This is a genomic window from Mesorhizobium sp. M1E.F.Ca.ET.041.01.1.1 (genome assembly GCF_003997355.1).
Lineage (GTDB): Bacteria > Pseudomonadota > Alphaproteobacteria > Rhizobiales > Rhizobiaceae > Mesorhizobium.
In genome coordinates, this window is record NZ_RZSL01000156.1 from 1 (window position 1) to 11,543 (window position 11,543).

Here is an 11,543-nt window from a genome sequence, read left to right on the forward strand (position 1 = left end):
ATTACTGGCTGCTCCTGATCGGCGCCTCGCTGATCGGTATCGGCTCGGCGATCTTCCATCCGGAATCCTCGCGCATCGCCCGCTTCGCTTCCGGCGGCCGCTTCGGCCTGGCGCAGTCGCTGTTCCAGGTCGGCGGCAATTTCGGCCAGGCGATGGGACCGCTGCTCGCCGCCTTCATCGTCGTGCCGTTCGGCCAGACCAGCATCTCCTGGTTCGCCGTCGGCTCGCTGATCGGCATCATCGTGCTGTGGCAGGTCGGCGGCTGGTACAGCCGGCTGCGCGCTTCGATGGCCACCCGCAAGCAGGTGGCCCACGTCTCGCCCTTCCCGCGCAGCAAGGTGATGTGGGCATTGGCGGTCCTGACGCTCTTGGTGCTGACCAAGAACGCCTATATCGCCTCGCTCTCCAGCTACTACACTTTCTACGCCATCCATAAGTTCGGCGTTTCGGTGCAGATGTCGCAGGTGATGCTGTTCCTGTTCCTTGGCGCTTCGGCGCTGGGCATCCTGCTAGGCGGCCCATTCGGCGACCGCTACGGCCAGAAGGCGATGATCTGGTTCTCCATCGTCGGCGTGCTGCCGTTCACGCTGGCACTGCCCTACGCCAACCTGGAATGGACGATGGTGCTCACCGTGCTGATCGGCCTCATCCTGTCGTCGGCCTTTTCCAACATCGTCGTCTTCGCGCAGGAATTGGTGCCCGGTCGCGTCGGCATGATCGCCGGCATCTTCTTCGGCTTCGCGTTCGGCATGGGCGGCATCGCCGCCGCCGTGCTTGGCGTCATCGCCGATATGAAGGGCATCGACTTCGTCTACCAGATCTGTTCCTACCTGCCCTTCCTCGGCCTGCTGACGGTATTCCTGCCGAATATGAGGGAAGCGCGGAAGGCGCAGGCGGCGGCCAGTTAAAAACCGCCGATCTTCAGGACTCGAATAAGGGCGTGGCAGCTGCCGCGCCCTTATCGATTCCTTCCCATACGCCAGGTGAAAAGCCTGTTAGTGTTCGAAACGCGTGCGCTGGCGACGCTGCCGCAGATAACTCAATGTCTCTGGAGAATGATATGCGCAAGATCGTATTGGCCGTGTTGGGCGTGCTTCTTGTAACCTTGCCGGCTACGGCACGCATCGTTCCTTTTCCGCCGGGTTTCAAGACGCAGTCCGTCGAAACCAACGGCACGAGCCTCTATGTGCGCGTCGGCGGCAAAGGTCCCGCGGTCGTGCTGCTGCACGGCTTTGCCGATACCGGAGACATGTGGGGCGCCGCGGCGGCGGCGCTCGCAAAGGACCATACTGTCATCGTGCCGGACCTGCGCGGCATGGGTCTGTCCGCTCACCCTGAAGCGGGCTACACCAAGAAGAACCAGGCCGTCGACATCGCCGGCGTGTTGGATGCCCTGAAGATCGACAAGGCAGATCTGGTCACGCACGACATCGGCAACATGGTTGGCTATGCGCTTGCTGCGCAATATCCCAAGCGCATCACCAAATGGGTCATCATCGATGCGCCGCTACCCGGAATCGGTGACTGGGAAAAGATCAAGCAAAGCCCGCTGCTTTGGCACTTCAACTTCCGTGGCCCGGATATGGAGCGGCTGGTCGCGGGGCGAGAGCGCATCTATCTCGACCGCTTCTACAACGAACTGTCGGCCGACCCGAAGAAGATCGATGAGGCCACGCGCAAGCACTATGCCAAACTCTATGCACGCCCGCATGCGATGCATGACGCTTTCGAGCAGTTCAAGGCCTTTGACCAGGACGCGATCGACAACCAGGCGATGCTCGCCGCTGGCAGCAAACTGACCATGCCGGTGCTGGCTGTTGGCGGGGAAAAATCCGCCGGCACCACGCAGGCCGATATCTTGCGGCTTGTTGCGACCGATGTCACAGGCGGCATCGTGCCCAACTCCGGTCATTGGATCATGGAGGAAAACCCCGACGCCACCGTCAAGCTGATCACTGGTTTTCTCGCCAGGTAGGCACTGTCCCGCGGACATGTCGATGAAAGTACAAAAGCACCCGCCTGACGGCGGGTGCCTGTCTACGCAACTGGACGATTCTAGGCCTTGAAGAAGGCCAAGAGGTCGGCGTTGATGACGTCCGCATGGGTCGTCGCCATGCCGTGCGGAAAGCCCTTGTAGACCTTGAGCTCACCCTTCTTGAGCAGCTTGATCGAAAGCAGCGCCGAATCCGCGATCGGAACGATCTGATCGTCGTCGCCATGCATGACCAGCACCGGCACGTCGATCTTCTTCAGGTCCTCGGTGAAGTCGGTTTCCGAGAAGGCCTTGATGCAATCGTAATGCGCCTTGGTGCCGCCCATCATGCCCTGGCGCCACCAATTGTCGATAACGCCTTCCGACACCGTCGCGCCCGGACGGTTGAAGCCGTAAAACGGACCGGCGGGAACGTCGCGGAAGAACTGGGCGCGGTTGGCCGTCAGCGCCGAGCGGAAGCCGTCGAACACCTCGATCGGCAGGCCGCCGGGATTGGCTGGGGTCTTGAGCATGATCGGCGGCACTGCCCCGATCAACACGGCCTTGGCGACGCGACCGCCGGAGCCGTATTGCGCGACATAACGCGCCACTTCGCCGCCACCGGTCGAATGGCCGACATGGATGGCATCCTTGAGGTTGAGATGCGCGGTGAGCGCCGCCACATCGGCGGCATAGGTGTCCATCTCATTGCCGGCGTCCGTCTGACTGGAGCGGCCGTGGCCGCGGCGGTCATGGGCGATGACGCGGTAGCCTTTGGAGAGGAAGAACAGCATCTGGGCGTCCCAGTCGTCGCTGCTCAGCGGCCAGCCGTGATGGAACACGATCGGCTGACCGGTGCCCCAGTCCTTGTAGTAGATCTGCGTTCCGTCCTTGGTGGTGATCGTGCCGCTGCCGATCTTGGTCTGCGAAGCTTCAGTCATCTCCATCTCCTTTGTATTTTCGCAATAAATAATATCGCGATAACGAAATGGGTAACGCGATCGAGCACGCTTGTCCACAAAAATATATATCACGATAACATTTTCCGTGGTATATAATCAGTGCTCAGTCGGCAAAGGAACGCGTCGGTGCCTCTTCCCTTGGACAATCAGCTCTGTTTCACGCTTTACGCCACCAGCATGACAATCAATCGTACCTACAAGCCCATGCTGGACGAAATGGGAATCACTTATCCGCAATATCTGGTGCTCAACGCGCTGGGCGAAGCGGACGGCATGTCGGTGGGCAGCATCGCGCACCGGCTCGCCTTGGAATCGAGCACCATCACGCCGCTGGTGAAGCGGATGGAACAGGCTAGCCTGGTAACCCGCCAGCGCAGCCAGACCGACGAACGCCAGGTGCAGGTTGACCTGACCGCGGCCGGACGCGCGCTGTTGGTCCGGTGCAATTGCCTGAACGAGACCCTGATCGAGCGCTCGGGCATGACGCTGGCTGAACTCGATGCCCTGAACCGGCAGGTGAAGGCGCTGCGGGATGCGCTGAACAGTGACCTGGCCGGCGATAGCTGAAGCTTGCGCGCTATCCCTTAATGCAGGCCGAACTCGCGCAGCAATTCCTCGCGGTAGCGCACGAAGCGGCTTTCGCTGCGGTCGCGCGGTCGTGGCAGGTCGACGTCGATCAGCCTTGCCGCGCCGCCCTTCTCCTTGGGCAGGATCAGCACCCTGTCGGCGAGATAGATCGCCTCCTCCAGGTCATGGGTGACCACGACCATCGTGACGTTCTCCTCGCTCCAGATGCGCGCCAGTTCCTCCTGCATGGAGATCTTGGTCATGGCGTCGAGGGCCCCAAGCGGCTCGTCGAGCAGCAGGATTTCGGGCTGCACCGTCAGCGCCCGTGCTATGCCGACGCGCTGGGCCATGCCGCCCGAGAGCTGCCTTGGATAGGCATCGCTGAACTCGGCAAGGCCGACCAGCGCGATATAGAACCGCGCCCGCTTCTCGGCCTCCGCCTTGGACACGCCACGCACTTCGAGACCGAAGGCGACATTGCCGAGTACGGTCAGCCAGGGCAGCAGCCGCGGCTCCTGGAAGATCACCGCCCGCTCCTCGCCGACGCCCTCGACCTGCTTTCCATCGATCGCGACGGCGCCGCCGTCGGCCCGCTCCAGGCCGGCGAGGATGCGCAGCAGCGTCGTCTTGCCCGAACCGCTGGCGCCGACGATAACCAGGCATTCGCCGGAGCGGATGTCGAGGTTGAGCGAGCGCAGCACCGCGAGTTGACGCCCGCCAAGCGCGAAGGACTTCGACAGGTCGCGTATCGTGACCTCGCCGCCGCGTGCGGTAGCCATGCCGGTGTCTCCATGTCAGTTGGTTTTGGTTTCGCCCGGGCGATAGAGGATGTCGGTGGCCTTGAGCTTGCCTTTCGGCAAACGGCCATCGCGTTCGAGAATGCTGACCCAGAACTCGACGTCGCGGTTCGTCACCGCTGCCTTTTCGCGCAGCCCGAAGCCGGTCCAGAAGCGGGCCAGCTCGCCGTTCTCGCCGCGTTTGTCGAGGACGTCGGCGAGCACCTTGCGCGCCTCGTCCGGATTTTGCCGCGACCAGTCGGCGGCGCGCGCGGACTGTTCGACGAAGTTGCGGGCAGCATCGGGATTGGCGGCGATGAAGTCGCGCCGGAGCACGACGAAACCGCCGGCGATCTCGCCGAGCACGTCGGTGTCGTTGAAGACGCCGCGCACGCCGCCATTGCTGACCAACTGGCCGGCAAACGTCGCCTGCCAGTAGCCGAGCCCCGCGATATCGACCTGGCGCGAGCGCAAGGTCTGCTCGAGCTGCGGTCCGGGTACCACGACGAGCTTGGCGGCATCCGGCGGCAGGCCGACGCTGCGCAGCGCCTCACGCACCGTATAATCGGATGGGCGCCGAGCGTGTTGACCGAGATCGTCTTGCCGGCGATGTCGGCGATCGACTTGATCGGGCTGTCCTCCAGCACATAGAAGACGCTCTTCACGTCCTTGTTGATGCCGTTGCTCGGATAGGCGGCGACGAAGTCGTTGCCGCCGGCGATCGAGTTGATCACGGCAGGCGTGGCGACCGAACCCAAATCGACGCTGCCGGAGGCGAGCGCGAACAGCGATTCCGGGCCGCCCGCGGCATAGCCGACATTCTCGAGCTCGATGCCGAGGCCTTTGAAATAGCCGAGTTCGCCGGCAAGCTCGTGCGGGGAGATGCCGCCGCGGCTGGCAAGGTAGCGTATCTTGACGGCGGCGGCCTGCGAGCGTGCGATCGAAGGCAGGCCGGCGGCGATGATGCCGGCGGCAAGCGGGGCACGCAGGAGAAGCGAACGGCGTGTGATGGTCATGGTCCGGCCTTTCATGGTTTCAGGAATGATTGGTGATGGATTGACGGCTCAGCCGACGGTGCTGCTCCAGCGGCAGAGCCGCCGTTGCAGGCTGACCAGCGCCTGGTTGGCGATCAGGCCAAGTGCGGCAAGGATGACGATCGCCGCGAACATCAGCGGGATCTGGAAGTTGTACTGCGCGTTCATCACCTGGAAGCCGATGCCCTTGTTGGCGCCGATCATTTCCGAGGCGATCAGCAGCAGCAGCGCGGTGGTGGCGCCGAGCCTCAGGCCCACGAAGATCGAGGGCACGGCGCCGGGCAGCACGACGCGGCGGAATATGGTGAGCCGCCGGCCGCCGTAGACGCGCGCCATCTCGAGCAGCTTCGGATCGACCTCCTTGACGCCGCTGATGGTGTTGAGGAGCAGCGGGAACAGCGTCGCCCAGAAGATGACGAACACCTTGGAGGCTTCGCCCAATCCCAAGAGCAGGATGAACACCGGATAGAGCGCCAGCGCCGAGGTCTGACGGAACAACTGCACGATCGGATCGAGCGCGGTTTCCACGGCTCGCACCTGGCCCATGACCAGTCCGAGTGGGATAGCGACGATGACGGCCGCCGCGAAGGCAAGGCCGGCGCGCTGCAGGCTGATGGCGATATCGCCGAGCAGGCTGCCGCCGGCGAGGCCCTTCCAGAGCGCCGCGACGATGGCGTCGATCGGCGGCAGCACGGCCGCGTTGACCCAGCCGCTGCTCGCCGCAATTTGCCAAAGCGAGAGGAAGCCGAGCAGCACGCCATAACGCGACAGGATCCGCGTCGATGTCCGGCCGGCCAGCCGCAAGGCCGCCGTCCCGAAGCCATTGCCGCCGTCATGGCCGCCGATGCCGACCGACCGTTCGATGTGCTGCAAAGTCATCGTCTTGCCTTTCCTTTTCAGAGGATCATTCGGCGGCGAGCACGGTCGAGCGGGCGACTGTCCATGGATTCTCCGGTCGCCTGAGGCCGAGATTCTCGCGCAGCGTCCTGCCTTCGTATGCGGTGCGGAAAAGGCCGCGCCGCTGCAATTCGGGGATGACCAGGTCGACGAAATCGTCGAGCGCGCCGGGCAGCCAGGGCGGCAGGATGTTGAAGCCGTCGGCGGCTTCGCTGGTGAACCATTCCTCCAGTTGATCGGCGACCTGCGTGGCGCTGCCGACCACCGTGTAATGACCACGTGCCGTCGCCACCCACTGATAAAGCTGGCGGATCGTGAAATTGTGCTCATCGGCGATCTGGCGGATCAGCGCCTGCCGGCTCTTCATGCCTTCGGTTTCCCGGCTAGGCGGCAACGGGCCATCGAGCGGATAGTCCCTGAGGTCGAGCGTCTGGCCGGCAAGTGCGTTGAGCAGCGCCACGCCGTCCTCGGGCAGGATCAGGTCGTTCAGTTGCTGGTATTTGGCGCGGGCTTCCTCTTCGCTGCGCCCGACGAAAGGCGCCACGCCCGGCATGATCAGCACTTGTGCCGGATCGCGGCCGGCCGCCGCCACGCGCGCCTTGATGTCGCGATAGAATTCCTGCGCCGACGCCAGGCTCTGATGCGCGGTGAAGATCACCTCGGCCGAGGCCGCCGCGAGTCCGCGCCCATCCTCGGACTGGCCCGCCTGCACCACCACCGGATGGCCCTGCACCGGACGCGGTACGTTGAGCGGCCCCTTGACGCTGAAATGTTCGCCCTTGTGGTTGATGTCGTGCAGCCTGTCCTTGTCGTAGAAGCGGCCGGTCTTCTTGTCGCGGATGAAAGCGTCGTCTTCCCAACTGTCCCACAGCGCCTTCACCGTCTCGACATGCTCATGCGCCCGTTCGTAGCGCTCGGCGTGGTTGGGCTGGACGTCGCGGTTGAAGTTACGCGCCGTGTCGTCGCCCGCCGACGTCACGACGTTCCAGCCGGCGCGACCGTTCGACAGAAGATCGAGCGAAGCGAATTTGCGGGCGAGCGTGTAAGGCTCCTCATAGGTGGTCGAAGCGGTGGCGATGAAGCCGAGATGGGTGGTCAGCGGCGCCAGCGCCGCAAACAGTGTCACCGGCTCGAAACCGGCAATCTTGGCATTGCCGCCCTCGCGGGCGCCGAGGCCGACCGTCAGATTGTCGGCAAGGAAATAGGCATCGAACAGGCCGCGCTCGGCGGTCAGCGCGAGCTTTCTGTGGAACTCGAAATTGGTCGCGCCATCGGCCGGCGAGTCCGGATGGCGCCAGGCCGCGACGTGTTGGCCGCCGCCGGGCAGGAAGGCGCCGAGCTTGATCTGTCTGGACTCGCTGGGGCTGGTCATGGCTGATCCTTCGGTTCGAACGATTGCTTCGAAGTCAGGCGGCGAGGCCGACGCTGCGGGTGGCGCCGACAACGTTGACGACCTCGACGACGGCCTGCCGGGCGCGGGCATGGATCGCTTCCGATACGAGCATGCCGTCGGCAAAATCCTTGTCGGAGGCATAGATTGCTGTCGGCATGGTCAGCGCTTCGAAGAAGCCGAACAGCGGCCGCAGCTGGTGCTCGACGATCAGCGAGTGACGCTCGCCACCGCCGGTCGCGGCGAGAATGACTGGTTTGCCGCGCAGCGAAGAAGGATCAAGCAGATCGAACAAATGCTTGAAAAGCCCAGTGTAACTGCCTTTGAAGGTCGGCGATCCCGCCACCAGAACATCGGCATTGACCAGCTGTTCGACAATACCGCGGGCGGTCGGGTCGAGATCGCCGAGGCGCCGGGCCCGAGGAAAGGATGAACCGAGGTCCTCAATGTCGAAGACCGCCTGCGTCGCAGCGATCCGGCCACCGACCTCGCCAGCAATATGGCTGATGAATGCCTTGGTTTTCGACGGGCGGGTCAGGTTGCCGGATATCCCCACCACCAGCTTCTTCGTCATTTTCAGGCTCTCCTCGCGGCACTTCTTCATTAAGACTACCGATTTTATAGAATTAAATGAGCGAGAAGATTTCAAAACGGGCTTGGCAGAGGGATTGAGTTTGCGTTCTTTCGCCGTTGATTGGTTCAGCGGATGCGGGCTCAGGCTTCAATCCTGAACCGGCGGCAGTTGCGGCGCCTCCAGTCCCTGGAAGGGGTCGCGCCAGGCGTCGATCGCCTCCAGCCGGCCATACCAGCGGCGAATAGATGGGTAGTCGTCAAGCGGCAATCTGGCGACATCGTTGAAAGCGAGGAACGTCGCCATGCGAAAGTCGGCATAGGAAACCGATTTGCCCACCAGCCACTCCCGCGGGGAAAGCTCGGCTTCAAGGATAGCTGCGGCCATGTGGAACTGCCTCAGCCCCTCCTCGACCAGTGCCTTGTCGATTGGCCCCAGCCCCCAACGCTGCTTGGTGCCGCGCTCGAAATGCACCATGTCGCAGGCTCTGACGAAGTTCTCCTTGCCCCAGCTCAGCCAGCGGATCATCTCGGGCTCGTTGTCGCCGGTGTGCCAGAAATCGGAATGCATGTCGCGCGAGAGCCGGCAGGCGATGGCGTCGGCCTCCCAGAGGCTCCATCCCGGGCCGACCAATATGGGCAAGGTCAAATTGGGGTTCAGCGCGCGATATCGTTCGGCCTGCCCCCGCGCCGTCGGCGAGGCGAATTCGAATGCGATCTCCGCCTTGAGGTAGCGCGCCGCCGCGACTGCGAGGCGAGGATTGGGATTGCGGCTGAACAGAAGTTTCATGTCGATCTCCAAAGGTCCTTGCCTGCCAAGGACGATTGAAACCCGCCCGATGCTACATTACGGGCGCAGACAAGACTCGGCGCAACCCGCCAGATCTGATTTTGCGTCAGGCGGAAGCGTTGACTATGTTCTGCCGACCAGGCCGGCTCCGGCCAAGGCTTGCCGTTCAACGGCTTGCGCCGCTCCCCGCCTTCCGATATAGAGCCGCCACCCGCGTAGACACCCTTGGAGGCAACGCGGAGGAAGGCTGGCCAGGCCTGCATGATCCCCGGAAGCGTTTGGATAGCCAAAAGCGTTTGGATCGACCATGCGAGGCCGCGACGGCTTTCGACGTTTACGGATGGGATTGCCCGCCGCGAACGCTCCATAAAACGCGAAAGGAAATGCCATGAGCCACGATACTTACGAGCTCAAGGCCGAAGCGCGCGAACAGGTCGGTAAGGGGTCCGCCCGTACGGTTCGACGCAACGGTAAAGTGCCTGCAGTTATTTACGGCGACAAGCAGCCCCCCCTGGCGATTGCGCTCAACTACAAGGACATCTTCTACAAGATCCACGGTGGCGGGTTCCTGACCACGATCGCCACGATCGATGTCGACGGCAAGAAGATCCAAGTCCTGCCGAAGGACTTCCAGCTCGATCCGGTCAAGGACTTCCCGGTCCATGTCGACTTCCTGCGCATCGGCAAGGACACCGAGGTCAATGTCGACGTGCCCGTCCACTTCATCAACGAAGAGAAGTCGCCCGGCATCAAGCGTGGCGGCGTGCTCAACATCGTTCGCCACGAAGTCGAGTTCCACTGCCCGGCCAATGCGATCCCGGATTTCATCACCGTCGATCTCACCGGCGCCGAAATCGGCGATTCGATCCACATTTCGGCGGTGGCCCTGCCGGCCGGTGTGAAGCCAGTGATCTCCGATCGCGATTTCACCATCGCGACCATCGCCGGCTCCGCGGCGATGAAGCCGGAGACGGAAGAGACCACCGAGGCGGAGGCGCCGGAAGCGGCGGCCCCTGCCGCCGAAGAGAAGTAATCTCTTCCGCGTCCGGAGGCGACGATGCTTGTCTTTGCAGGCCTCGGCAATCCGGGCGCAAAATATCAGAACAACCGGCACAATGTCGGCTTCATGGCGGCGGACGCGATTGCCCGCCGCCATTCCTTTTCGCCCTGGTCGAAGAAGTTCCAGGGGCTGATCTCCGAAGGCACGCTCGGCGGCGAGAAGATCCTTTTGATCAAGCCGCAGACCTTCATGAACCTGTCCGGCCAGTCGGTCGGCGAAGCGCTGCGCTTCTACAAGCTCGAAGCCGCCGCCCTCACCGTCTTCTACGACGAGATCGACCTTGCCGCCGGCAAGGTCAGGGTCAAGGTGGGTGGCGGTTCCGGCGGCCATAACGGCATCCGTTCGCTCGACCGGCATGTCGGCAATGCCTATCGCCGCGTGCGCATCGGTGTCGGCCATCCCGGCGTCAAGGAGATGGTGCACGGCCATGTGCTCGGCGACTTCGCCAAGGCCGACCGTGAATGGCTCGACGTGTTGCTCGACGCGATCGCCGATGACGCAGGGCTGTTGGCCAAGGGCGACGACAATTCCTTCATGAACCGCATCACGCTGACGCTGCGCGACAAGCTCGTGCCGACCGGCGATGACGATCGGCCGCCACCCAAGGCGCCGAAACAGCAGAGCCACATCCGCCAGGCGCGCCCGCAGCAGCCGGCGGCAAAAGTCCCCGAAAGCGGCCCGATGGCCGCGATGCTGAAAAAGCTGTTCGGCAAGGATTGAACGCCGAAACGATTGCCCGCAGGGCTTGACGATCGTCGGCGCTTTCGCCCATAGCCCTCACCAAATTTCGAATTCCCGATAGGACCGGAAAAAATGGGTTTCAAATGTGGCATCGTTGGCTTGCCCAACGTCGGCAAGTCGACGCTGTTCAATGCGTTGACAAGGACGGCCGCCGCGCAGGCCGCCAACTATCCTTTCTGCACCATCGAGCCGAACACCGGCGAGGTGGCGGTGCCCGATCCGCGCCTGCAGAAGATTGCGACAATCGGCAAGTCGAAGGAGATCATCCCGACCCGCATCTCCTTTGTCGACATCGCCGGCCTGGTGCGCGGCGCCTCCAAGGGCGAAGGCCTGGGCAACCAGTTCCTCGCCAACATCCGCGAGGTCGACGCCATCGTTCACGTGCTGCGCTGCTTCGAGGATGACGACATCACGCATGTCGAAGGCCGCATCGATCCGGTCGCCGACGCCGAGACCGTCGAGACCGAACTGATGCTCGCCGATCTCGAAAGCCTGGAGCGCCGCATCGTCCAGTTCCGCAAGCGCGCCGCCGGCAAGGACAAGGAGGCAATGGCCGTGCTGCCGATGATGGAGGCGGCGCTCGAGCTGCTGCAGGCCGGCAAGCCGACACGCTTCCTGCTCAACGGCATCGCGCCGGAGGACCTGCGCATTCTTCAGGGGCTGAACCTGTTGACGTCGCATCCCGTTCTCTATGTCTGCAACGTCGCCGAGGCCGACGCTGCCACCGGCAACGAGCACACAAAAGCGGTTGAGAAAATGGCCGCCGCGCAGGGCGCCGGCACGG

The 11,543-nt window shown here is 63.3% G+C and carries 12 protein-coding genes and 1 pseudogene; 6 read left to right on the forward strand and 7 right to left on the reverse strand.

Features of this window, described 5'->3' with window-relative positions; genetic code table 11:
• Both EOA38_RS15165 and EOA38_RS15170 read left to right on the forward strand, forming a co-directional pair.
• Positions 1-908: MFS transporter (locus EOA38_RS15165; RefSeq protein ID WP_145965968.1), on the forward strand; the 908-nt coding region annotated here is incomplete at its 5' end.
• Between the two features lie 152 nt (positions 909-1,060).
• Positions 1,061-1,975, forward strand: a complete 915-nt coding sequence (locus tag EOA38_RS15170; RefSeq protein ID WP_126095795.1) for an alpha/beta hydrolase — start codon at positions 1,061-1,063, stop codon at positions 1,973-1,975.
• 80 nt (positions 1,976-2,055) lie between these two features.
• Here EOA38_RS15170 and EOA38_RS15175 read toward each other — a convergent pair whose 3' ends face one another.
• Positions 2,056-2,913, reverse strand: a complete 858-nt coding sequence (locus EOA38_RS15175; RefSeq protein ID WP_126092377.1) for an alpha/beta hydrolase — start codon at positions 2,911-2,913, stop codon at positions 2,056-2,058.
• Positions 2,914-3,060: 147 nt separating this feature from the next.
• Here EOA38_RS15175 and EOA38_RS15180 point away from each other — a divergent pair, with 147 nt between their 5' ends.
• Positions 3,061-3,501, forward strand: coding sequence for a MarR family transcriptional regulator (locus EOA38_RS15180; protein ID WP_126092376.1), 441 nt, complete (start codon positions 3,061-3,063; stop codon positions 3,499-3,501).
• Positions 3,502-3,518: 17 nt separating this feature from the next.
• Here the strand turns inward: EOA38_RS15180 and EOA38_RS15185 are convergent, their stop codons facing one another.
• From EOA38_RS15185 to EOA38_RS15210, 6 genes and pseudogenes are all read right to left on the reverse strand, one after another.
• Entirely contained in the window at positions 3,519-4,280 is a 762-nt protein-coding gene (locus EOA38_RS15185; RefSeq protein ID WP_126092375.1) for an ABC transporter ATP-binding protein, read from the reverse strand.
• A 15-nt stretch (positions 4,281-4,295) separates the two neighbouring features.
• Positions 4,296-5,293 (reverse strand): annotated as a pseudogene (locus EOA38_RS15190) (ABC transporter substrate-binding protein).
• 48 nt (positions 5,294-5,341) lie between these two features.
• Positions 5,342-6,190, reverse strand: coding sequence for an ABC transporter permease (locus tag EOA38_RS15195; protein WP_126092373.1), 849 nt, complete (start codon positions 6,188-6,190; stop codon positions 5,342-5,344).
• Positions 6,191-6,215: 25 nt separating this feature from the next.
• Positions 6,216-7,580, reverse strand: coding sequence for an LLM class flavin-dependent oxidoreductase (locus EOA38_RS15200; RefSeq protein WP_126092372.1), 1,365 nt, complete (start codon positions 7,578-7,580; stop codon positions 6,216-6,218).
• 34 nt (positions 7,581-7,614) lie between these two features.
• Positions 7,615-8,172: an FMN reductase gene (gene msuE / locus EOA38_RS15205; protein WP_126092371.1), complete on the reverse strand. Its 558-nt coding sequence runs from the start codon at positions 8,170-8,172 to the stop codon at positions 7,615-7,617.
• Positions 8,173-8,319: 147 nt separating this feature from the next.
• Positions 8,320-8,958 carry a glutathione S-transferase family protein gene (locus tag EOA38_RS15210; RefSeq protein ID WP_127299572.1) on the reverse strand — a complete coding sequence of 213 codons (639 nt, stop codon included), beginning with the start codon at positions 8,956-8,958 and terminating at the stop codon, positions 8,320-8,322.
• Positions 8,959-9,346: 388 nt separating this feature from the next.
• Here EOA38_RS15210 and EOA38_RS15215 point away from each other — a divergent pair, with 388 nt between their 5' ends.
• The 3 genes from EOA38_RS15215 to ychF form a co-directional block, all read left to right on the forward strand.
• Positions 9,347-9,991, forward strand: coding sequence for a 50S ribosomal protein L25/general stress protein Ctc (locus EOA38_RS15215; RefSeq protein ID WP_126092369.1), 645 nt, complete (start codon positions 9,347-9,349; stop codon positions 9,989-9,991).
• A gap of 24 nt (positions 9,992-10,015) precedes the next feature.
• Positions 10,016-10,738 carry an aminoacyl-tRNA hydrolase gene (gene pth / locus EOA38_RS15220; protein WP_126092368.1) on the forward strand — a complete coding sequence of 241 codons (723 nt, stop codon included), beginning with the start codon at positions 10,016-10,018 and terminating at the stop codon, positions 10,736-10,738.
• Between the two features lie 93 nt (positions 10,739-10,831).
• Positions 10,832-11,543 (forward strand): redox-regulated ATPase YchF (gene ychF / locus EOA38_RS15225; RefSeq protein WP_127299573.1); only part of this gene is annotated, 712 nt, incomplete at its 3' end.

Excerpts from the sequence above, each read along its gene's own strand:
- EOA38_RS15215 (WP_126092369.1), top strand. The coding sequence starts at position 9,347 with ATGAGCCACGATACTTACGAGCTCAAGGCCGAAGCGCGCGAACAGGTC.
- EOA38_RS15185 (WP_126092375.1), bottom strand. The coding sequence starts at position 4,280 with ATGGCTACCGCACGCGGCGGCGAGGTCACGATACGCGACCTGTCGAAG.
- msuE (WP_126092371.1), bottom strand. The coding sequence starts at position 8,172 with ATGACGAAGAAGCTGGTGGTGGGGATATCCGGCAACCTGACCCGCCCG.
- EOA38_RS15170 (WP_126095795.1), top strand. The coding sequence starts at position 1,061 with ATGCGCAAGATCGTATTGGCCGTGTTGGGCGTGCTTCTTGTAACCTTG.
- EOA38_RS15200 (WP_126092372.1), bottom strand. The coding sequence starts at position 7,580 with ATGACCAGCCCCAGCGAGTCCAGACAGATCAAGCTCGGCGCCTTCCTG.
- EOA38_RS15210 (WP_127299572.1), bottom strand. The coding sequence starts at position 8,958 with ATGAAACTTCTGTTCAGCCGCAATCCCAATCCTCGCCTCGCAGTCGCG.
- pth (WP_126092368.1), top strand. The coding sequence starts at position 10,016 with ATGCTTGTCTTTGCAGGCCTCGGCAATCCGGGCGCAAAATATCAGAAC.
- EOA38_RS15175 (WP_126092377.1), bottom strand. The coding sequence starts at position 2,913 with ATGACTGAAGCTTCGCAGACCAAGATCGGCAGCGGCACGATCACCACC.
- EOA38_RS15195 (WP_126092373.1), bottom strand. The coding sequence starts at position 6,190 with ATGACTTTGCAGCACATCGAACGGTCGGTCGGCATCGGCGGCCATGAC.